20 protein-coding genes and 1 riboswitch are annotated in these 22,581 nt (G+C 41.0%); of the genes, 11 read left to right on the top strand and 9 right to left on the bottom strand.

All coding sequences use genetic code 11. The annotated features are described in order from the left end of the window. Window positions 1–515: 515 nt before the first annotated feature. Complete coding sequence (locus tag PVK79_RS22975; RefSeq protein WP_182732346.1) at window positions 516–1,244, bottom strand: CBM9 family sugar-binding protein; 729 nt, start codon at window positions 1,242–1,244, stop codon at window positions 516–518. Window positions 1,245–1,438: 194 nt separating this feature from the next. Here PVK79_RS22975 and PVK79_RS22970 point away from each other — a divergent pair, with 194 nt between their 5' ends. Next, complete coding sequence (locus PVK79_RS22970) at window positions 1,439–1,714, top strand: hypothetical protein (protein WP_257324957.1); 276 nt, start codon at window positions 1,439–1,441, stop codon at window positions 1,712–1,714. On the opposite strand, the gene PVK79_RS22965 is transcribed toward PVK79_RS22970, so the two are convergent. After that, entirely contained in the window at window positions 1,709–2,800 is a 1,092-nt protein-coding gene (locus tag PVK79_RS22965) for an MBL fold metallo-hydrolase (RefSeq protein WP_182735689.1), read from the bottom strand. The two genes, PVK79_RS22970 and PVK79_RS22965, sit on opposite strands and share 6 nt — an antisense overlap. Window positions 2,801–2,978: 178 nt before the next feature. Then, window positions 2,979–3,635 carry a DUF2959 domain-containing protein gene (locus tag PVK79_RS22960; protein ID WP_145237960.1) on the bottom strand — a complete coding sequence of 219 codons (657 nt, stop codon included), beginning with the start codon at window positions 3,633–3,635 and terminating at the stop codon, window positions 2,979–2,981. Window positions 3,636–3,723: 88 nt separating this feature from the next. On the opposite strand from PVK79_RS22960, the gene PVK79_RS22955 reads away from it, so the two are divergent. Genes PVK79_RS22955 through dtd form a run of 3 tightly spaced genes read left to right on the top strand, consistent with a single transcriptional unit; the run spans window position 3,724 to window position 6,028 of the window. Next, complete coding sequence (locus PVK79_RS22955; RefSeq protein WP_182735690.1) at window positions 3,724–4,617, top strand: virulence factor BrkB family protein; 894 nt, start codon at window positions 3,724–3,726, stop codon at window positions 4,615–4,617. A 32-nt stretch (window positions 4,618–4,649) separates the two neighbouring features. Next, window positions 4,650–5,603: an alpha/beta fold hydrolase gene (locus PVK79_RS22950; protein WP_182735691.1), complete on the top strand. Its 954-nt coding sequence runs from the start codon at window positions 4,650–4,652 to the stop codon at window positions 5,601–5,603. Next, window positions 5,591–6,028, top strand: a complete 438-nt coding sequence (gene dtd, locus PVK79_RS22945; protein WP_182732350.1) for a D-aminoacyl-tRNA deacylase — start codon at window positions 5,591–5,593, stop codon at window positions 6,026–6,028. Before PVK79_RS22950 ends, dtd begins: the two co-directional genes overlap by 13 nt. Before the next feature lie 13 nt (window positions 6,029–6,041). On the opposite strand, the gene PVK79_RS22940 is transcribed toward dtd, so the two are convergent. After that, window positions 6,042–6,731: a spermidine synthase gene (locus PVK79_RS22940; protein WP_182732351.1), complete on the bottom strand. Its 690-nt coding sequence runs from the start codon at window positions 6,729–6,731 to the stop codon at window positions 6,042–6,044. Window positions 6,732–6,948: 217 nt separating this feature from the next. Between PVK79_RS22940 and PVK79_RS22935 the strand changes: the two genes are divergently transcribed. Next, window positions 6,949–7,842, top strand: coding sequence for a bifunctional GNAT family N-acetyltransferase/hotdog fold thioesterase (locus tag PVK79_RS22935; RefSeq protein ID WP_182732352.1), 894 nt, complete (start codon window positions 6,949–6,951; stop codon window positions 7,840–7,842). Between the two features lie 54 nt (window positions 7,843–7,896). Here PVK79_RS22935 and PVK79_RS22930 read toward each other — a convergent pair whose 3' ends face one another. The 5 genes from PVK79_RS22930 to dapA form a co-directional block, all read right to left on the bottom strand. Further along, on the bottom strand, window positions 7,897–8,937 hold the full coding sequence (locus tag PVK79_RS22930; RefSeq protein WP_182778665.1) for a phospholipase A: 1,041 nt from the start codon (window positions 8,935–8,937) through the stop codon (window positions 7,897–7,899). A 290-nt stretch (window positions 8,938–9,227) separates the two neighbouring features. Next, window positions 9,228–10,349 carry a succinylglutamate desuccinylase/aspartoacylase family protein gene (locus tag PVK79_RS22925; protein WP_257324950.1) on the bottom strand — a complete coding sequence of 374 codons (1,122 nt, stop codon included), beginning with the start codon at window positions 10,347–10,349 and terminating at the stop codon, window positions 9,228–9,230. Between the two features lie 5 nt (window positions 10,350–10,354). After that, window positions 10,355–11,560, bottom strand: coding sequence for a PLP-dependent decarboxylase (locus PVK79_RS22920; protein ID WP_182732355.1), 1,206 nt, complete (start codon window positions 11,558–11,560; stop codon window positions 10,355–10,357). Beyond that, complete coding sequence (locus PVK79_RS22915; RefSeq protein ID WP_257324946.1) at window positions 11,560–12,300, bottom strand: 2,3,4,5-tetrahydropyridine-2,6-dicarboxylate N-succinyltransferase; 741 nt, start codon at window positions 12,298–12,300, stop codon at window positions 11,560–11,562. The genes PVK79_RS22920 and PVK79_RS22915 overlap by 1 nt, the downstream gene beginning before the upstream one ends. A 15-nt stretch (window positions 12,301–12,315) precedes the next feature. Continuing rightward, window positions 12,316–13,200, bottom strand: coding sequence for a 4-hydroxy-tetrahydrodipicolinate synthase (gene dapA, locus PVK79_RS22910; RefSeq protein WP_145237988.1), 885 nt, complete (start codon window positions 13,198–13,200; stop codon window positions 12,316–12,318). Between the two features lie 132 nt (window positions 13,201–13,332). Then, a riboswitch (Lysine riboswitch) is annotated at window positions 13,333–13,526 on the bottom strand. Between the two features lie 190 nt (window positions 13,527–13,716). Between dapA and PVK79_RS22905 the strand changes: the two genes are divergently transcribed. The 6 genes from PVK79_RS22905 to PVK79_RS22880 all read left to right on the top strand — a co-directional run bounded on the left by PVK79_RS22905 (window position 13,717) and on the right by PVK79_RS22880 (window position 22,513). Continuing rightward, window positions 13,717–14,418 carry a DNA-3-methyladenine glycosylase I gene (locus tag PVK79_RS22905; RefSeq protein ID WP_257324944.1) on the top strand — a complete coding sequence of 234 codons (702 nt, stop codon included), beginning with the start codon at window positions 13,717–13,719 and terminating at the stop codon, window positions 14,416–14,418. A gap of 8 nt (window positions 14,419–14,426) precedes the next feature. After that, window positions 14,427–15,842 (top strand): protein adenylyltransferase SelO, encoded by a 1,416-nt coding sequence (locus tag PVK79_RS22900; RefSeq protein WP_257324942.1) that lies wholly within the window; start codon window positions 14,427–14,429, stop codon window positions 15,840–15,842. A 467-nt stretch (window positions 15,843–16,309) separates the two neighbouring features. Continuing rightward, a complete protein-coding gene (locus PVK79_RS22895) occupies window positions 16,310–17,374 on the top strand; it encodes an OmpA family protein (protein ID WP_257324941.1) in 1,065 nt (354 codons plus the stop codon). Window positions 17,375–17,651: 277 nt separating this feature from the next. Further along, a complete protein-coding gene (gene acnB, locus PVK79_RS22890; RefSeq protein WP_149980473.1) occupies window positions 17,652–20,249 on the top strand; it encodes a bifunctional aconitate hydratase 2/2-methylisocitrate dehydratase in 2,598 nt (865 codons plus the stop codon). 389 nt (window positions 20,250–20,638) lie between these two features. Further along, window positions 20,639–21,271 (top strand): 2OG-Fe dioxygenase family protein, encoded by a 633-nt coding sequence (locus PVK79_RS22885; protein WP_145238003.1) that lies wholly within the window; start codon window positions 20,639–20,641, stop codon window positions 21,269–21,271. A gap of 9 nt (window positions 21,272–21,280) precedes the next feature. After that, on the top strand, window positions 21,281–22,513 hold the full coding sequence (locus PVK79_RS22880; protein WP_257324938.1) for a cysteine desulfurase-like protein: 1,233 nt from the start codon (window positions 21,281–21,283) through the stop codon (window positions 22,511–22,513). Window positions 22,514–22,581 lie beyond the last annotated feature (68 nt).

The raw sequence follows: 22,581 nt of genomic DNA, 5'->3' as shown, positions 1-22,581 counted from the left end.
GAAACAGCAAGCAGGCGTATGCGCTTTCTTGCATTAGGCTCTTTACGTGATAAAGCTAAAAGTTGCTTGGATTTTTCTAAGTTCAATTTAGTAAAAGTAGATAAGTATCAGTGTGCTAATTAGATCACATAATTTGGCAGATTGGTATTAGAGGTGCTAGGATCTAGGTTAAAAGCGTTCTCATCACCAAGAGGGTGCACACAAACAGTAAAGTTTAATCAAATCCAGCAATCGTTGCTGTTGATATTATGTTTATTATGAAATGATTCATTAGGTAGTCGCTAGATTTCAAAAAATCTTGCAACATAATCTATCTCTGGGAATAATCTTTTTCCTCTAAAAGCGCAGCGCCTCTTATCCTCTTTGTGAATAATTCACTTAAAGATTTTTTGCACAAAGAGAAGTGAATGAGGAAAGGGTGAAACAACAGATAATGCAAAGCTCCTGCGTTTATTGGGAGTGTATTTTTGGTTGGGTTTCGCTTCGCTCACTCCAACCTGCGCGGCTAACTTCCATCACTTTTTCGGTAATAACGTAACCTTTCCAAATACGCTGGCGTCGATATAGCCTAGGTTGCGGCTGCCATTTACGGGTTGTACTTCATGCGAACCCATAAAGTGCTCACGAATTTTACTGCCGTCGTTATCGCAGTAGGCGAGCATAAAGCCGATTACTTGCTTTGCCGTTAACTTAAGCGGGGTGTTTGGCACACCTTCTTGGAAATCATTCGGGTAGAGCTTAATGGCTACTTCCCATGTGATGTTATATGGGGCGGTACTGTTTCGTTGCCAGTGGCTGATTAAATGATCTGTGTATAAATGGGGTTTTTTATCAGCTCCGAAATCGGCAGCTTGGTTATCAAGACCAATGTGATAGGCAAACGCAGTATGATTGAACTGATGGTTACCGCCAGATGCGTCGCTATCAATAAACACTTCTAAGGCATCATCGTCCCAGTACTTATCGGTAGGATCTGGATGGGTATCAATTAGTACATCATCCACAATATCGGCTTGTAAATACAGGTAGTTTTCATCCCAAAGTAACTTGTAGCGGCCTTTAAAGTCTTTATCTGAGTCAGGCAAGGTGCCATCCATAAGAAAAGGCATAGGCTGCCATTTTGCTTGGTCCCATGCGCTTTCAGATACACCGTCAATAGTAATTGGTGTTGCTGTATGCTCTACATCGATAGCCATAGCGGCGTTGCTCATTAATAGGCCTAAGGTAAGCGCGGCTGTTTTCATCTAATTCTCAAAGTTTCTTATTTTGTTTGTGGTTCAATAGTGACTGAAACAAAAATTGAAAACAACAGACAGAATGTTCAGGTATAAAATTAGTGATAGTAATGGATCGTAAGTGAATACAGTTTTTTACATTTTCTCGCTCAGTTAACAGGTAAAGTAATGGCACTACTAGAATTAATATAAAAGGAATAATTGTGGCTAACGTATTGTTGTTGATTGTGGCTATGTTGTTATCTGGCTGTACTTCGTCGCAAGTAATGAGCTCGGGTTGTGACTTTGTTGTTGGTAGTGCACAAAGTCAGCAACGGCAAGTGCAGAACCACTCGCTTGATAGTTCAGATACACATCAAACAGCGAATATCATTAATGGTTTGTTTAGTATGTTACTTGGGCCAATAAATCGCTCTCTCGGTGATGATGAATGTAAGGCGGAAGAGCAATCGTATCAGTACCCAAGTGTCGTTTTATAGTGCGACACTTTGCCCTTCATTTAAAATATACAGCGGGATTTGTGACTTCATTTCATCATACATATGCAATAAGCGCAGCAATGCAGAATGGCTGCTGTGATCGCCCATCTTCCAACTTGAGTTGCCATAGCCCCAAGGTATCATAACTTTACAGTTAAGCTCCTGTGCGGCTGTTAAGGCATCCTCAGGAGTAGTATGTACATAACGATACCAGTTGCCATTCTCTTCGTGGTAGTACGAGGCGATTGGCATTAAGCACACATCGATAGCGCCATATTTTTTCTGTATATCGTTAAAGTGTTTTGAATAGCCTGTGTCGCCTGCAAAAAATAAAGTGCTGCCATTTTGCTCAAGTAACCAGCCATTCCATAAATCTTTATCGTTATCTTCGTAAATAAAGGGCACTAACACACGACTGCTAAAATGATGCGCAGGTAGCGCATGAATGGTTAAATCATCAATTTTAGTTTTTGCATACCACGCCATTTCGCTAATATTAAAACCACCGGTAGGAAAGTTATCTGCCATACCAAGTGGTGTTAAGTAGCGAGGTTTATTACCTATGCTTTCAATGTCTGCTTTATTGAAGTGATCGTAATGGATATGAGAATAAATTACTGCGTCTAGATTGTTAAGTTCGCTTTCGCTAAGCCAATCGCCAGGTTTACGATAAAACCCAGATGCCAGCCGAAAAGCTAAATCAACAGGGGAGTCAAATTGCTCTTTTACTGGGTCAAATACAACTTGCTGGCCGTTAGGAGTGTTGATCATAAACCCGGCGTGACCGAGCCAGCGTACTGTGTAGCCGGTATTTAGTTGTGGTGCTAGTTGCGCGCCTTGATAGAGGCAGTTTTCACCCGGAGTTTCACATACCAAGTTAGCATTACTTGGGTAACAATCGCTTTCGCAGCTAATCGGATAGTTTTTTTTCCCTGGATAGAGGTTGTGGTAGCGCCCAGCCTGCTCACCCTCTTGATGAAGTGGCACAACAGTATCAGCGCCTGCAATTCTTTGCACATTATTGGCAGTGCTACACGCAGCTAATAAACTTGATGCGATAATTAAACTAGCTGCACGTATTTTCATTGTTTAATGTTTTTATAATTTTAATTAGGTAAAAGTGTAGCAAAAATAGCAGATGAAATAACACTTAAAAAGTAACAAGATATAACAACAAAAAAGCCTACATAAATGTAGGCTTTGATTACTCTGCGACTAGCAAACTAGCGCTCTTGATAAGTGACAGGCAAACTCACAGGCTGATTTAGCCTGCTTTACTCATTTGCTCAATAAATTTATTTGAATCAGCAATCGACTTGTTCATGTCATCCATTAACACTTTTATATCGCGCTTAAGATTAGTGAATTCACCTTGAATGGCTGATACAGCTTGTGCATTAAGGTTATGCTTCAAGTATAAAACATTGTCATGCAGTGATGACAGTACCGGCTCCATCTTGCTTTCAGCATTACGCATAGAGCGTAACAGTTTATCAAAGTCACGTTTGGTTGCGGTGAGCTTTTTATTACTTTCACGTTTAAGTGAAGCGTTAGAATATTGTTCTAATTCATCGCTCCATTCTTCAAACAATGCTTCAGCTACATCTTCAACTTTGTTGATGTTATTTGTAACGTCATTAGCAGCCGCAAGGCTAGATTCGTAGTCATCATTGAGTTGGTCATAGGCTGCTTGTACATCTCCACCATCAAAGTTAATCAATGTTGTTAAACGTTCAAGTGCAGATTGGAATTCCTCTTGAGACTCTTCTTGAGACTCTTTAGTTGCTTCTACGCGGTCCACTAAAATGTCACGCTTATGCACACCAACTGATTCCATAGCCGAGTAATATGCAGATTGGCAGCCAGATAAAGCCAATGATAAGGCCAATATTGGTGCGCTGAGTAAAGTCAGTTTTTTCATCGAGATCCCTTTTTAAATCCGTTAGTGCTGTAAATTATGTGGTGGATTGCTATGATAATCAAAACTATTTTAGCAGAAAGTTAACTTTATGAATGAAAAGGTCGCACATTATAAACAGCAGTTGAGGGTACTTATACGTCAGCAGCCAACGTGGTGGATGCAGTATATTAATCGCTGCATTGACGACCAAATTACTGTAAATGCTGGTTATTTAGCCTATGTAACCTTACTTTCATTGGTTCCTTTAATTGCAGTTGGCGTGGCTATTTTCTCGGCTTTTCCTGGCTTTGAAGATACCCGTATTGCTATTGAAAACTTTTTATTTACTAACTTTGTGCCTACCTCATCAGATGTAATTAAAGAGCATATAACGTCTTTTGCAGGTAATGCGAATCAAATGACTGCTGTAGGTATTGGTTTTCTTGCAGCGATAGCATTGCTACTGATCCGTAATGTTGATGCGACGCTGAATCGAATTTGGCGGATTAAAACCAAGCGACCAATGATGATTTCTTTCGCGGTATATTGGATGGTGTTGAGTTTAGGGCCATTGTTATTAGGCGCAAGTATTGGGGTTACTTCATATATTGTGTCGTTAGTATCATTTGCCGATCAGGGGATTCCGGGCTTTAGTGGCTTTTTATTAAAATTACTGCCTTATTTAATTTCTATGGCTGGCTTTATTATGCTCTATACTTTAGTGCCTAATACTCGCGTATCTTTTAAAGCTGCAGTACCAGGTGCTTTATTTGCAGCCTTGTTGTTTGAATTAACTAAAAAAGGTTTTGCGCTTTATATCAGTCACTTTCCTTCATACGAAGTGATTTATGGTGCGGTGGCAACTATTCCAATTTTATTTGTGTGGGTGTATTTGTCGTGGGTGGTTGTGTTACTCGGTGCAGAGTTTACAGTATGTATTGGCCCTAAAAATATCGAAGGTACATCTGATATTATCCTTGATGAGGGCGATGCTAATAAGTAATTCACTGCATCGCTGATAGGAGAGTCGGCATTATGCAGTTATATCCAAATATTACCCCATACCATGATTTTCATTTGAGTGTGGGAAGTGGGCACCAAATTCATGTACAAGAGTACGGTGATCCAGCTGGCCTGCCGGTGGTAATTTGCCATGGCGGGCCCGGCGTGGGTTTGCATGCTGATAATTGCCGTTTCTTTGATCCTACCCGTTATCGTATTATTTTATATAGCCAACGCGGCTGCGGGCAATCAACTCCTCATCTAACAAGCGCTAATACAACCTCAGAACTGGTCGCTGACCTTGATTATTTACGCACTTACTTAGGACTAGAAAAGTGGGTGTTAAGCGGTGGTTCGTGGGGAGCAACTCTGTGTTTGCTGTATGCCATTGAACACACTCAACATGTACATGGGTTAATTTTACGAGGCACGTTTTTGGCTACTTCAGCCGATTTTCAGTGGCTATATAGTCGTCATGGTGCTGCTGCACATTTTTATCCTGAATTATATGCGCGTTTTTCTCAGGATTTACCTGATGTTGCCAGCATTTTTGCGTTTTATCGGCGGCAATTAAATGATGATAATCAAATTAATGCAAATCACTTTGCTAAATTATGGTGCCAATGGGAAAACGTATTAAGCCATGGTAAACAGCAACATCAATGGGGGTTAAGTTCACCACAGTTGGGGCTTAATATGGCGCGTTTAATGGTCCATTACTTTACTGCTCAGTGTTTTATTACTGATAACTTCATTGGTGAACACTATAAAAAAATTAGTAAAATTCCTACTTGGTTTATTCATGGCAGGCATGATTTAGTGTGTCGTTTTAATGCCGTACAGCATTTAGCTGAGCAACTCAACGCACAGTTACTTATTTTAGATGGTGTTGGGCATGGTGTTGATAGTAATGTATATTTAGCGGCAGTGCGGCGTGCAGCCGATCTTATGTGTATCAAATTATCGAGGAATAGATGCAAGGATTAATTCAGCGCGTAAAACACGCAAAAGTTGAAGTGGATGGTCAGGTAATTGGTCAAATTGAGCAGGGGCTTTTATTGTTGCTTGGGGTTGAAAAGCATGATGATCAACAAAGCACTGATAAGCTGCTACATAAAGTTAGTAATTACCGCGTATTTAGCGATGAAAACGACAAAATGAATTTAAGCCTGCAAGATATTCAAGGTGAGTTATTGGTGGTATCGCAATTTACTCTGGCGGCAGATACTAAAAAAGGCATGCGCCCAAGCTTTTCATCAGCAGCCACACCTGCACAGGCTAATGAGCTATACGAATACTTTGTTAGCCAAGCTCGAGTTATGGGTTTAAGCGTAGCAACAGGACAATTTGCTGCGGATATGCAAGTAAGTTTATGTAATGATGGGCCGGTGACATTTAATTTAACAGTGTAGTTAAGGCTAGCAGTTATTTTCTGATCACCACGATGTTGTTGGCATAACCTGGAATTTTTTCGATGCTAGGTATTTTACCAAAAGTGGTGATCAGTAAATGTTCTAACTGCTTTAATTGTGAATCATGCTGAGATAAAAAATTAATAAACAAATAGCCATTTTTAGTTAAAGCACAGCGCAGTTTTTCGTAAAAGCGGTGTTTGTATAAAAATAACGGCGCATCTAATTGGCTAAATAGGTCAAGAATGATCCAATCGTATTGTGGGCCATGCTCTAATACAGCTTCAGCATCAAAACAGCGTAAATTCGATGCATGCTCACCACCAAAAAAACGCTTATAGCAATGAATGATATTCGGATTTTTCTCTACAGAGAGTAGCTGACTATCAGGGTAGGTGTGTTGTAAGTAATTGCGGATAGCACCGCCACCTAAGCCCAGTTCAAGTACGGCGTTTGGCGCTGAGAGTGGTTGCCATAATTGCGCTAAATATTGTAAATGTGGAAACAGCAAATGGCTTGGGCTGCTTTTCTCGACCACTGACTGTAGTGTTTCGTTGATCAATAACCAACGTAACTGCTTATGTTGGCGTACCTGAATGCAATCGGCGCCATATTTGTGCCAATAGAGTAGTTGCCCGATACGGTGACAATCTTCGATAAAGCTGTGCTTTACTGCCCCGTTGTCTTCAAAAAAATGTTCCATAGTTACATCAGCATAGACGAGTCAATCTAAAGTGCCAATATGTCTATCAAGTTTTACAGGTAAAGCAGTTATTTTGCGTTGCTCACCAAAGTCGTATTCCAAGTTTTTATCAGATGGAGTATGGTAGTTTGCAAATAATAACTGACCGCATTTTTAGTTAGATAAACGCATCTTGAATTAACAAGCGTTTGCGGCCTTGGTAGCAACAGGAGTGATTATGTTTCAGGTGACAACACCACAAAGTAGCGAAGATTGGCAAGCGTATTATCAATTACGTTGGCAAGTATTGCGCGCACCTTGGAATGAACCGCGTGGTTCTGAGCAGGATGATTTAGAGCAAGATGCTGAGCATCGCTTTATTAAAAATAAAGAGGGGGCAGTGTTAGGTGTTGCACGACTGCATTTTAATAATCAACAACAAGCGCAAGTCCGTTATATGGCGGTTGCACAAGGTAACCGTAATCAACACATCGGTAGTCGTTTATTGCATGAGCTTGAGAAAATAGCCTGGACTCAAGACGCCGATGAGTTAGTTTTATTCGCTCGTGAACGGGCATTAGAATTTTATAAGCGCCATGGTTATGAATTAAAAGAAAAGGCTCACTTAGCTTACGATGATGTACAGCACTGGAAAATGGTGAAACAAAAACCGTCTGAGCCAGGCTGGTTCCGTCATCCTAATTGGACCCAAATTCTGCAAAATACATGGCGCGAATCTATTCCGATCAGCGATGCTATGGGCATTAAAGTTGAAAGTTACACTGATTGGCAATTTACCACCAGTGCAGATCTAAATGCGAACTTAAACTTGCATAACACTATGTTTGCTGGCTCTATTTATAGTTTAGCGACGTTAACCGGCTGGGGCGCAACTTATTTAGCACTCAAAGAAGCCGGGTTTGAAGGTAATATAGTGTTAGCCGATGCTAATATTAAATATTTAAAACCGCTTAATAACGACCCTCGTGGCAGCGTTGATTTAAGCGGTTGTAAAGGTAAATTAGCCGAGTTAGAGTCAGAAGGCAAAGCGAGCTATGTAGTGCCAGTGGAAATCTACGATGGTGAGTTACTGGTTGCTGAGTTTGAAGGTACATTTAAAATTATTAAGTAGTTAGAATTCAGAGCAAACAAAAAATAAGGCCAAGCAATTGCTTGGCCTTAACTTTTATAGTAAATCAGTTAACAATATACCCACACCAATACGTTCTATATCTGCGTTATAATCTATTAAGCTTTCACCGTAACCGTTAAAGTATTGGGCATAGCCTCGTAGTCGGCCCCATAACGGAAATGACCAATCCAGTTGAATTGCACCGCGGTTATCTGAATTTAAATTATTGCGGGTCATAAAGCTAAATTCATGATCATCTAGTCTATACGCGCCAGAAAATTCAAAGTAACCCATGTATTTATAGATATCTGGGTTATCGTCGCCTTTAGCCTGCATAGGATCTTCTTTTCTATCTTCTGGGATGCGGTACCAAGGTTTAAAACTAAATACAAAGCCATCATTTTCCCAAACGAAATTGGCATAAATACGATTCCAAGAACGAGAGTGAGGCTGGCTACGGCCATTCGATTGATGCACGAAACCAACCGCAATCGCCATTTCATCTCCCCAAAGAACATGCTCGGGGTCTAGATAATTAACCCAAAAGATCTCGGGTTCGTAATTAGTTTCACGAAATGGTGATGAAATATCGTCGTTATAAAACTGCCAAAATGATTGCAGTGTAAAACCAAAGTAAACAGCTTGGTCTTTATCTGCAAAATCATTGTATAATGGTACTTTGATTGATAACTGATATTTTATTTCTAAGTTATCAAGTGTTTCGCCTTCGTTGTTTTCTGATAGGTCATTAAGATTGTCAAAAGGTCTGGCATTTGGGTTGGATACATACGACAGCGGTAATATATAATTACGTTTATGTGGAGTGATCACATTTCGGTTTTTTTCACTGACCTGTTCACGGGCTTTGCGTTTATCTAGTACGGTGATCTGCTTACTTTCATCGAGAGAACTACATTTTTCACGTAATTGCGCTAGTGTCATTTCGGCTTTGCCGCCAATGGCTTCATTTAAAATACATTGCTTTACTAGCTCAAGATCATTGTCTTGTTCATTTGTTTTTTCAGCTTGTTCTGATTGTGCAAATGCGGTGTATGAAAGCAGTGTCGTCAGTAGGAACCCGTAGCGCCAAGTCATTATTCTTCCTTTGATAAAGCCAAATAGAGAGTAGCTGTTGTATGTTATTAGTAAATGATAATGGAGTGATTTTCAGTGCAAGAAAATAGCTGAAAATAGATTTTCATTATATTTTATTCAGTGCAGACTTTAACTGAATATCAGTGAATTGTTACTGAACTTAGTTGATTGTGGCGCTTTTTGCCCATAAATACAAAGAAAAAGCGGCCGAAGCCGCTTGTTCAATGCACTTTTTCCAATTGGATAGTCGTGCTCTCACGCAATGAGAAGGGTTGAGCTTGATATAAAAATTAAAGCTCAAATACGTTAGTAAAGAATTTATATAGTTCGGTGCCTTGGTTTACGCTTGCTGAAGCAAAATGCAAAATCGCGATGGCGTCACAATCAAGTGTTAGGGTTTGTAATGGTTGCTCTGCGAGGTAGCGCTCCATTCGCAATACTCTAGCAATCGGCTCGCCAGCTTTGATATGGCCGCCAAGTGGCGCTATATACTCAACCATGCCGCCCATAGGTGCATAGTAAGCAAGGTAATCATTTAAATCACAGCCGTAGCGCTTCATTACTTTTGGCTGATAGGGGGCATCAACGAATACCTGCTTATTATTTAGGTAACTTAAAATACTATTAGCATCATCAAGGGCCGCAGTTAAATCGATTTTTTCTTGGCTGCCGAGTTCGACCGTAAAAGCTTCAACTTGAACATTAAATTCACGCCCTTGTTGAGCTAATGCCTCGGTTAATTGCCACCATGGGCAAAAACTTGCTTCATCCATTGCTCCTGCAAAATCATTAGGGATGATTAATACATGAGGAATATTAAAGTAGTTGGCACTGGCCTTGGCATAATCTGGGCAATATAAATGCTGACTCGAAATGGGGCCTGTGTGTAAGTCGAGCACGATATCAGCTTGGTGTGCCAACTTTTGCAAGTTAAGTGCAATGCGTTTGCCTGTAGTTAGGCGATAAGCTGGACCGCTTAGTTGTTGGTCTACTTCATCAATCAGTGCGGCTTTAAACTCACTTTTTAAGGTTTGCTCATCGGCATCACTATATTGCTCAGCAAATTGGCTCGCGAGCTTACTATTGCAGTGATACATGCGGTTCCAGTTGGTGCCGGTGATTGGATCAAAACGACCAAGGGTGAATTCGCCCGATTTTTGATTGCAACCAATTGGGTTCGCGTAAGGCACCAGGGTGATATCGCCTTTGAGTTCAAGATGCTTAAGCTGCTCAAGTAATTGGTAAATAACCGCATTGCCTTGTACTTCTGCACCGTGCATATTAGCTTGCACATACACACTTGGCCCAGTGCCATCGCCTTTTAAACGATAGACAGGAATTGTGAGCGGTAGGCCGTTGGCAACTTCACCAACTACTATGTTTTCTTGGCTTATAGCTTTAGTCGTACTCATCTCAATTACCTTAAGTAGTAGCTGGCATCTTCAGCTGTGCGAATACAGTTAAGCTCGCCATTTTGTAATGTGTATTCAGCGGCTAGCTCATGACATAAAAAATACGGCATACTTTCGGTAAAGCCGTACGCGCCACATTGGCTAAACACCAGCCAGTCTTGCTCATTTAAATCACTAGGTAATTGGTGTTCACCTAAGCAATCAAGTGCTGTACATAATGGCCCATATAAGCTCATAGTTTGGTATGCAGCAGTTGAGTCTCGTAATAATCGTGCCGGGAAATCTTGGCTGGTGACTGCAGGGCGCAATAAATGATTAATACCGCCGCTTAAGATCACTTGTTGTTGGGCATAGTTAAGTTTTCGCTCAACGACAGGTGTTGCGTAATGACCGCATTCGCCCACAGCATAACGGCCAAGCTCCATCCAGAGTTCTTGTACGCCTGCGGCATTCTTAATGTCAGCTAATGCATCAATGAGCGCATCCCAACTTAAGGTTGGTGCATCAAGAGTGTAAGGAATACCTAAACCACCGCCTAAGTCGAGTACTTTTAAGTGAATACCTAAGTCGTTGGCAAGCTTTGTTAGCGGTGCAATCATTTGTGACCAAAGTTCAGCTAGCTTGTCGCTGCTGAGCATGTTGCCCCATTGAAAAATATGCAGGCCATCAAAGCTAAGCGCTGGGTAGTCGCTAGTATTTAGCGCTTGCCATTCATCGCAACCTAAACCAAATGGAGTAAGGCTATCGCCACCAAGTGGGTTTTTTTCTCCTTCAGGCCAGCGTAATTGCACTCGCAGTAATACCTGTAACTGGCAGTTTTGTAAGCTTGCTTGCTCGTTAAGCCAGCGTACTTGATTAAGGCTTTCGGCAACAAAGGTACGTACGCCGCGCGCAATAAAGTGTTTAATTTGTTTTGGGCTTTTGGCAGGCCCTGTATTGAGCACGCGCTCGCTGTTAATACCTTGTGCCAGAACTTGCTCAAGTTCGCCTTTACTTGCTACATCAAAGTTAAAACCCACGTTATCTAAGCTTTGAATGACTTTAGATAATGGATTAGCTTTTACGGCATACCACAGTTTTACCTCAGTTTGCGCCACTAATCGCGTTAAGTGTGCGTTTAATGTATCAAGGTCGTAAATAAAAAATGGTGTATCAAGCGTAGTTGATAGCTCATCAATGGCGGTTTTAACTGGCGTGCTCAAAAAGCTCATTAACGTAAAACCTCTTCAAGCAGCAATGATGCATCACTTTGTTCATCACGGTATTTTACAATTAATGCACACGACATACTTAATCCTTGCTCGCGGGCCCAAGTATTAGAAGCTGGACGAGAGCCTGGAATAACAATCGCGTATTCAGGAATAGGCTCGCCTTTAGCCAGCTGGCGCTCATTAACACAGTCATAAACTGGAATAGTTGCTGATAAGCGTACACCTGGTGCGAGCACCGCGCCTTTTTTCACTACTACGCCTTCAACAATCACGCAACCTGCACCGATGAATGCATCGTCTTCTACCACCACCGGGCTTGCACCAATAGGTTCAAGTACACCGCCTAGTTGTACTGCAGCGCTTAAATGTACATTTTTACCTACTTGCGCACACGACCCCACTAACGCGTGGCTATCAACCATAGTGCCTTCATCGATAAACGCACCAATGTTTACATATGCTGGTGGCATAATAATCGTGCCCTTAGCAACGTGTGCGCCACGGCGAACGCTTGAGCCACCAGGTACCATACGCACTCCAGCATCGGCTGCAAAACCTTGTGGTGCTAAATTGTGTTTATCAACAAAGCCACCTAGAAATTCGGTATTAGTGCCATTTTTAAACGCTTCTAAAATACCTTGTTTTACTGCAACGTTAGCATGCCATTGGCCGTTGTCGTCTTGTGTTGCTGCGCGCACTGCGCCCGATTCTAAATTATTTAGTAGTTCTAACCAGCTCATTATAAAAACCTGTATTTAATGCCAAGATAAAATGGTGTTGTTTGCGTTGTTAATACAATCAGTTTGCGTTAACTCAAGATGCGTCAAAGGTGGACGTAAGTACGGGCTGTTAATTCGCCCTTGTAAATGCATCAATACTTTGACGGGGATAGGGTTTGCGACAGCAAACAAGCTTTGAATGGCTTGTGACCAGTCGGCAAATAAATTGGGGTGTTGACCGCTGAGACTTCGTTTTACAAACTCATGGGTTTGCACAGGCCATGCATTAGCAGCCACAGAGACTAAACCTTTTGCGCCAGCCTGGGCAAAGTAAGGCATCAGTGCATCGTCACCGCTAAAAATAGCTAAATTAGGTGCGACTTTTCTAAAACCTTCAAATTTAGCAATGTCGCCACTGGCTTCTTTGAGTGCCCACAAGTTTTTATGGTCTTTCAAGTTGCTAATTACGGCCGATGGAATATCAACAGCACTGCGCCCTGGTACGTTATAAAGCATGCAAGGATGTTTACTGGTATTAAGTAAGCTTTCAAACCAATGTGTTTGGCCTACTACGCCGGGCTTAGCGTATAGGGGAGTGCCCAGTAAATAGCTATGAATGGGTAACTGATTACAGTATTCAACCCAGGCAATTTGTTGCTTTAGGTTTATACCGCCTACTGCAACCATCAGTGGTACTGTTGGCGTTAATTGGCACACGTGTTCAACAATCGCTTGTTGCTCTTTGAGTGTTAGTGCGAGGCCTTCGCCAGTGCTACCAAGTAATAAAATACCATTGTTAGCCACTTGCTGCTGTGCAACTAACTGATCAAGAGTGGCATAGTCGACTTCACCAGCGTCAGTAAATGGCGTGACGAGTGCCGTCCACAAAGGGTAGTCATTTAAATTGAAGTTATTGATCATCTCTCACGAACTTATAAGTGATTCGAGGAGTTAATAAGCTTTTATGATTGGAGCCACATTAACGTCGTTCGAACGAATAATTCGAAGAGCGAATGGGCTTAATATAATAGGGCGCTATGGCCTTATTACGCTAAGACCAGAAGCTCTCCACCAAATATTTTAACAGCCAAGCTGTTATTGGTGACAGTCGCTGGGATTCAACCCAGTCGCCCGAAGTAAAACTTCACAAAAAGTGTTACTTCTCGGCGTTAATTCCCCTCACGTATGATCACTGGAGTGTGTGCTCCTCACATACGTTACCTGAATAACGCACCTCTTCTAGCCCATGGTGTAAGTTTTATCGTTTAAAACTCACACCTTTAATAGGGGTAATGCGAAAGATTAAAGCATTTTAGCCGTCTAGGTGTCAAGGCTGGATATTTTTAAGTTTATTTTTAGCTGCAATGTGCTCCTGACATTTTTTTACAACGTAAATAGCGTTACAGTAAGCGTAATAACAAGCAGTGGTAGTGAGTAATGGAAAAATTTCAAGATATATATCAACGAGCGGCACAGCGAAAAGGTAGCGAAGTAATGTTACAGCAATTACTTGTTGCCCCTCAAAATGCAAAGCAATTAACTGCTTTACCTGATGATGCATGGCTTGAAGAGTTTACCCGCAAAATTTTTCAAAGTGGTTTTTATTGGTCAGTGATCAACAATAAATGGCCAGGTTTTCGGGAAGTATTTTGGGATTTTAGTGTGGCTAAATTATTAATGATGCCGCCAGATATGCTTGAGCAAAAAGCCACCGATGAGCGAATCGTTCGTAACTTTAAAAAAGTGCAAACGATCCCAGAAAATGCGTATATGATCCATGAAGTGGCAAGTGAACATGGCAGTTTTAGTCAGTTTATTGCAGATTGGCCGAGCGACGATATTATTGGTTTGTGGGGGTATTTAAAAAAGCATGGGGCGCGTTTAGGTGGTAACACTGGCCCTTATGCATTGCGAACCTTAGGGAAAGACACTTTTTTATTATCGCGTGATGTAGAAAGTTATCTCCGTGCTCACAAAATAATTGATGGCGGTTTACAAACTAAAAAGTCACTTACCAGCGCTCAACATTTTTTTAATGAACTGCAGCAACAAAGCGGATTAAGCCTACAAGAGCTCAGTTTGTTAGTTGCATACAGCGTGGGCGATAATCGCGTTGGCATACAAACAACCCAAGCCTAAGGAATACTATGAAATTAGTTGCTCGTTACACCCAGATTGCTGATGATTTTGCTGTGGCGGATCAGCCAAGTGCTGTTATTGCTCCAAACTTACTGCTGTGGAACGATACGTTAGCTAGGCAGCTTAATATTGAGGTTGCCACATCAGAACGTGCGGTAATTTTTTCTGGTAATCTTAATAACAGCGATGTTGCTGCTGTGGCATTAGGTTACTCAGGGCATCAATTTGGACATTTTTCACCGCGTTTAGGTGATGGGCGAGCACATTTATTAGGGGCTGTCACTGATCAGCAGCAACAGCTTTGGGACATTCAACTCAAAGGTTCTGGTGCTACGCCATTTTCACGTGGAGGTGATGGCCGTTGCGCAATCGGTCCTGCGGTACGTGAATATATAATGAGTGAGGCAATGCACGGGCTTGGCATACCGACGACACGTTGTTTGGCAGTTGTTGCCAGTGGTGAAACAGTTTACCGTCAACCACCACAACAAGGAGCCATTGTTACCCGCGTTGCTAGTAGTCATATACGTGTCGGTTCGTTTCAGTATTTAGCTGCGCAAGGTGATGTTGCTGGTTTAAAAAATTTAGCTGATTTAGCTATTGAGCGTCATTATCCTGAGATAAATTCTACGGGCTCTGCGCGTTATTTGGCATTTTTAAGTGCGGTGATTGAAAAGCAAGTTAGCCTGATTGTTAGCTGGATGCGCGTTGGTTTTATTCATGGAGTAATGAATACTGATAATACGCTCGTCAGTGGTGAGACCATCGATTATGGCCCTTGTGCAATGATGAATCAGTTTGATTTTGATACTGTATTTAGTTCTATTGATCGCCAAGGCCGCTATGCTTTTGGCAATCAACCTAATATTGCTAATTGGAATTGTGCACGTTTAGCTGAAAGTTTAATTCCTTTAATTAGCGATGACGAAGAGCAGGCTGTTGAGCTACTAAGCCCATTAATAAATGGTTTTGCTGAGCAGTTTCATCAAGCTTTTACACAGATGTGGGCGAAAAAGTTGGGCTTTGATGGTCATCAAGATGGTGATGCTGAATTAGTATCCGAGTTATTAACTTTACTGAAAACTCATCAGCTTGATTACACCAATACTTTTGACTCCTTAACAGAATCACTGCAAGGTCAGACTGCTATTCCGAGTGACTTGGCTGGTTGGTCTATTAAGTGGTTAGCCAGAACAAATACGCAAAGCTATCAGCTGATGCGCCAAGCCAACCCACGCTTGATCCCGCGTAATCATATCGTTGAAAGCATAATACAGCAGTATGAAAGTACTGGTGAAAGCAGCATGTTAGATGAATATTTAACGGCCTTGAGGTCGCCTTACCAATTGTTGGCAAGCCCTGCATTTTGGTACTCACCGCCTGTCGATATGGACACTAATTACCAAACATTTTGTGGTACATAATAATAGCATCAATTATTGTTATTTGTCGCTGTTCGTAAATTGAACGGATACGAACGAATTGATGCTACTTATTCATCCAGATCTTTAGTTAAAAACTGTTATTTATTAAGAATTATAAGAAATAAATATGCTTAGCTACTTGTTGATTTAAAATTAACCAATATAATGCATCCATTAACTTCAGCATTTAAATTTTTAAAGCCAAATATATTGGAAACGTTGTTTCTGAAATAGTAGTGATAGCAATTACAATGCTGACAATCGATGTATGTGTAAGTTAGGTAAAGTCTTTTATCTGAACTATAATGTAGAGCGCTTTATTCTAATAAATATTTAAATTGCAAAATATATGCATTTAAACGTTTTTGTTAAGTAATGATTAACTAAAGATACGGTACTCTGTAATCAAACTTATTGAGCTAGGGTTTCTTAGCTACAATTTTAATTGTGAAAATGGGAAGGAAACAATGAAATTAAAATCACTTACTATTGCTTTAGCACTAGCTGCAACTAGCGCTTCAAGCTTCGCGGCTGAAAAAGAAGGTTTCTTTATCGGTGCTTTTGGCGATTATTACGATGCTTCATGGGAAAATATCCGTGGTAGCGCAGGTACTAACGTTGATGATTCAACTGGTTGGGGGGCGGAAATTGGTTATCGTTTTAACGATTACTGGAGCGCGCGTTTAGAATACGCTGATATGGATTTTGATATTTCAAATGCAAATCCAGCTATGACCGCAACAAGCATGGACGGCGATCGTTTAGGTATTGATGGTCTTTATCACATCAACGGCGGCCCTTTCTATGGTATTTTCGGTCTTAAACAAATCGATATTACAGAAAACCTAACTTTTGCTAATGTGGGTGCTGGTTACCAACATTATTTCACTGATAATTTCGCATTTAATGCTGAAACATCTATTTACCAAGGCCTTGACCGTGGTTACACAGATGTAGGTGCTAAACTTGGCCTTAGCTATTTATTTGGTAAGCAAAGTTCAGCAGCTGAGCCAGTTAAAGCTGCTCCAGCTCCAGCTACAGTAGTACCTGTAGCGGTTGCTCCTGTTGATAGCGATGGTGATAACATCCCTGATGCAGATGACCAATGTGCAAACACACCAATGACAGATGCTGTTGATGGAACAGGTTGTACTCTATATGAAGACCGTGAAGTAACTAAGAGCTTGTTAGTAACATTCCCTAACAATGCGTCGGTTGTTGCTGGCAAATATGACAGCGGTATTGAAAAAGTTGCAGGCTTCTTAAAAGAGCACACAGATACAACAGTATTACTTGAAGGTCATTCTTCTGCTGTTGGTAAAGCAGATTACAACAAGTGGTTATCTAAAAAGCGTGCTGATGCAGTTGCTGCTAAGCTAATTGCTGATGGCATTGCTGCAGATCGTATTACTACTGTTGGTCTAGGCGAAGAGCGTCTTAAAAATACAGACAACACACCTGCTGCACACGCGGAAAACCGTCGTGTAGAAGCACACATTAAGTCAATTGAACGCGTGAAAGTTGAGCGTTAATAGCATTTGATTTATTAAAAACCCAGCAATATGCTGGGTTTTTTTATGCCTAATAAAATAGTAATGATTCGCAGTTAATTAACATTCATGTGAATGGTGTTTTCCTTTTTGACTATTCATAGTATTTATAGTGAGTATAAAATTTTGCTTGATTGCATGGACTTTCATCTATATTTAAAAGCTTTATAATTAATCGTCAGAATACTATAAGTATTGAGTAATTTTTCGCGAGAACGCGTATTACTGAATACTTTCACGTCACCAAGAGGGCAATATTGTGCTAGAAGATTATCGTAAACACGTAGAAGAACGTGCCGCGTTAGGTATCGTACCAGCGCCATTGGATGCTCAGCAAACGGCTGATCTTATCGAGCTAGTTAAAACACCACCTGCAGGTGAAGAAGAGTTTATTTTAGACTTATTAGTAAATCGCGTGCCGCCAGGTGTGGATGACGCAGCTTACATCAAAGCTGGTTTTTTAGCCGCAGTTGCTAAAGGTGAGGCAACTTCACCACTAATTTCAAAAGAAAAAGCAGCTGAACTATTAGGCACAATGCTTGGCGGTTACAACATCGCCCCCATGATTGAGCTACTTGACGAAGAAGCGCTTGCGCCAATCGTTGTTAAAGGTCTTGCAAATACGTTATTAATGTTTGATGCATTTTATGACGTTGAAGAAAAAGCAAAAGCGGGTAATGAATACGCTAAGCAAATTATTGAATCTTGGGCTGCTGCAGAATGGTTTACCAATAAACCTGCGGTTGCTGAAAAAATCTCAGTTACGGTATTCAAAGTAACTGGCGAAACAAATACTGATGATTTATCACCAGCGCCAGACGCATGGTCACGTCCTGATATTCCATTGCATGCTTTAGCAATGCTAAAAATTGAACGTGACGGTATTACACCTGATAAAGCTGGTGAGGTTGGCCCAATTACACAACTTGAAGAATTAAAAACGAAAGGCTTACCACTTGCCTACGTAGGTGATGTTGTTGGTACTGGCTCTTCTCGTAAGTCAGCAACTAACTCTGTACTTTGGTTTATGGGCGATGATATCCCGTTTGTACCAAACAAGCGTGTTGGCGGTGTATGTTTAGGTAATAAAATTGCGCCAATCTTCTTCAACACAATGGAAGATTCAGGCGCATTACCAATCGAATTAAATGTTGATGAACTTAACATGGGTGAGCAAATCGATATCTTCCCTTACGAAGGTGTTGTTAAGCGTCACGGTACTGATGAAATTATTTCTACTTTTGAACTTAAATCTGAGGTAATTTTAGATGAAGTTCGTGCTGGTGGTCGTATCCCACTAATCATTGGTCGTGGTTTAACTGACAAAGCGCGTACATCTCTTGGCTTGGGTGCAACTGATGTATTTAAAGTACCAACAGCAACAGAAGTTTCTGATAAAGGCTTCACACTAGCGCAAAAAATGGTTGGTAAAGCATGTAACGTTGCAGGTATTCGCCCAGGTCAATACTGTGAGCCTAAAATGACTACTGTTGGTTCGCAAGATACAACCGGTCCTATGACGCGTGATGAACTTAAAGATTTAGCGTGTTTAGGTTTCTCTGCAGATTTAACAATGCAGTCTTTCTGTCATACATCAGCTTACCCTAAACCTATTGATGTAAATACTCACCATACGCTTCCTGATTTCATCATGAACCGTGGCGGTGTTTCACTTCGCCCAGGTGACGGTATTATCCACTCATGGTTAAACCGTATGTTATTACCAGATACCGTCGGTACTGGTGGTGATTCACATACACGTTTCCCATTAGGCATTTCATTCCCAGCGGGGTCGGGTGCAGTAGCATTCGCAGCAGCAACTGGTGTAATGCCACTTGATATGCCTGAATCAATTTTAGTCCGTTTTAAAGGCGAAATGCAGCCTGGTATCACATTACGTGACCTAGTACATGCAATCCCTTACTACGGTATTAAGCAAGGCTTATTAACCGTTGAGAAAAAAGGAAAAATTAACGAATTCTCTGGTCGTGTACTAGAAATTGAAGGCGTTGAGCACCTAACTGTTGAGCAAGCATTTGAATTATCTGATGCATCTGCAGAGCGTTCGGCGGCAGGTTGTACTGTTAAGTTATCTAAAGAATCTATTTCTGAATACCTAGAATCAAACATTGTTATGCTGAAGTGGATGATCTCTGAAGGTTACGGTGATGTACGTACGATTGAACGTCGTGTTACAGCAATGCAAGAGTGGTTAGCTAACCCAGAACTTATGGAAGCTGATAAAGACGCTGAGTACGCTCATATAGTTGATATCGATTTAGCCGAAATTAAAGAGCCAGTTCTTTGTGCACCAAATGATCCAGATGATGCGCGTCTCCTTTCTGATGTTGCAGGCGAGAAAATTGATGAAGTATTCATCGGCTCTTGTATGACTAACATTGGTCACTTCCGTGCTGCTGGTAAGTTGCTTGATGGCTTTAAAGGTCAATTACCGACTCAGCTTTGGGTTGCTCCACCAACTAAGATGGATAAAGACCAACTTACAGAAGAAGGTTATTACGGTATTTTTGGTCGTGTTGGCGCACGTATCGAAACTCCAGGTTGTTCACTATGTATGGGTAACCAAGCACGTGTTGCAGATCAAGCAACAGTTGTGTCTACCTCTACACGTAACTTCCCGAACCGTTTAGGTAATGGTGCAAACGTATTTTTAGCTTCATCTGAACTTGCTGCAATCGCTGCAATTTTAGGTAGATTACCAACATCTGCTGAGTATCAAGAATATGCTGCGAAGATCAATGCAACAGCATCAGATACATACCGTTACTTGAACTTCCATCGCATGCCTGCTTACACTAAAAAAGCAGACAACGTGATTATTCAACAAGCTGTTTAATTTTAACTCGTTTGTATATGACAGCCTGCTTAGCAGGCTTTTTTATTAGGGATGCTGAAATATTATTCGTATTTAGTTGAGCATTAAGAATGTGGCGCTACAACCTACCTTACCAGCCTGCGACTAAGTTGAACTTGTAGTTGAAGATTGAAAAATAAATATGAGGTTAGTTGGACTCTTTAAGTGTTTTTGTTATTGATGTTTATAAATAGAAATTCCATTGGTCATTTTGTTGTTAGATTAAAATTTCATTATGATGATATTTTAGATCTTAAAATTCTACTTTAACCTTACTTTAATCAAGTAAAGACGCAAAAAATCCCCTCTATTTGCATTAAAATCCCTTCATTATTTATGAGTTAATCCTCTTATTTTTAGGCGAGATTTTTATGACAGCATTAAACAACCAGAACCTATTACAACTTCGCTTTGTAAACCAAGCTCATATTGAGGCTGTTAAGCCATCGTTTGCTAATCTTCCGGCTAACCCGTATGCCGACGGTGCGTTTCGTAAACGCCGCTATTCAGTAATTAAAGTGCAAAATGATGAACTTGTTTTACAAGCCACAAAAGCATTTGTACAAGATGATTCAATCAATACTTTCCAAGGTAATGTTGAGCGCACTTACGAAAATTTAGAGCCGAGTTTATTGGCAAGCGAAGGGATGAAAAGTATCGTCAATGAGTTTCGTGCCATTACCGGTATTAGCGAAGAGCGTGATATTGAAATTCATCAATTTCGTATGCTTGCTATTGAAAGTGATACGCCGCCTGCGCCAGAAGGTATTCATCAAGATGGCTTTGATCACGTTTGTATTTGTGGTGTATCTCACGAAAACTTAGAAGGTGGTGAGTTGTTGGTGTATGAAAATAAGCAAGCTGAGCCTTGTTTTAAAATGGAAATTAAAGACGGTATGTTTGCATTAATTAATGACCGTGAAGTTTGGCATAACGCAACACCGATGAATAAAATTGATGACACAAAAGCGGGTTATCTTGACTGCTTCGTACTGACAGCTTAAGGAATAGCAATGAACTTAACACAATTACGCCGCCAATTTCCGGCCCTAATGCAGCAAGTAGCTGGTAAGTCACCAATATTTTTAGATGGCCCGGGTGGCTCACAAGTACCACAGCCTGTTTTGAGTGCAATGTCGGCTTATTTAGGTTATTACAACTCGAATTTAGGCGGTGCATTTTTTTCGAGTGAAAAAACCGTTGAGTTAATGGCTGATGCGCGCCAAGCGGCTGCTGATTTACTTAATTCCCCATCGCGCGATCAAATTGTATTCGGTGCGAATATGACTAGCCTTACTTTTAGCTTTAGCCGTGCGATTTCTCGTGATTGGCAAGCGGGTGATGAGATTATCGTGACCAATGCAGATCACTTCTCAAATGTATCTTCTTGGCAGCAGGCTGCAGAAGATAAAGGCGCAAAGGTTAATACTGTATTGATTAACGAAGCTGATTGCAGCTTAGATTTAGCGCATTTTACAAGCTTACTGAGTACTAAAACCAAATTAGTAGCCGTTACTTATGCATCAAACACTACCGGCTCTATAAACGACATTAAACGTATTGTTGAAATGGCTCATAGCGTAGGTGCTTTGGTGTATGTGGATGCTGTGCATTATGCGCCACATGAGCTGATTGATGTTCAAGCACTTGATTGTGATTTTTTGGCCTGCTCTGCGTATAAGTTTTTCGGCCCACATTTAGGTATGGTGTACGCTAAGCGTGAGCACCTTGAAGAGTTTAGACCATACAAAGTCGAGCCTGCCAAAGATGTTATTCCTGGGCGCTGGGAAACCGGCACGCAAAGCTTTGAAGCACTCGCAGGTTTAATTGCTGCTGTTGACTACATTGCAGATATTAGTGAGCTTGATGGTAGCTATTCACGCCGCGATAAATTAGCTTCTGCTTTTGCAAAAACTAAACAGCATGAAATGGCGTTAAGTGAGTACTTCCTTACTCGACTAGTTAACTATCCTAAGATCAAACTATTTGGTATTGATGATTTAGATCGTTTAGCTGAACGTACCCCAACTTTTGCTTTAACCTTTGCAGGGCTTGAGCCACGTCAGGTGTCTGAGTTTTTAGGTAAGCAACATGTATGTGTGTGGGATGGTAACTTCTACGCTCAGGGCTTATGCAAGCAATTGGGTGTATTGGATACTGGCGGCGTTGTACGCATTGGTTGCATGCACTACAACACCATCGAAGAGCTAGATAAGTTATTTGATTTGTTTGATCAATTACTTTAGAGCTATAAGGCATAAGCTGTAAGTTTTAAGCGACCAGAGCGCTTGGTAAGCCTTGACATAAAATCTGA

It is taken from the genome of Pseudoalteromonas rhizosphaerae, assembly GCF_028885455.1.
Classification (GTDB): domain Bacteria; phylum Pseudomonadota; class Gammaproteobacteria; order Enterobacterales; family Alteromonadaceae; genus Pseudoalteromonas; species Pseudoalteromonas rhizosphaerae.
Note: the sequence above shows the minus strand (reverse complement) of the source record. Positions and strands in the feature narration are given on the sequence as shown.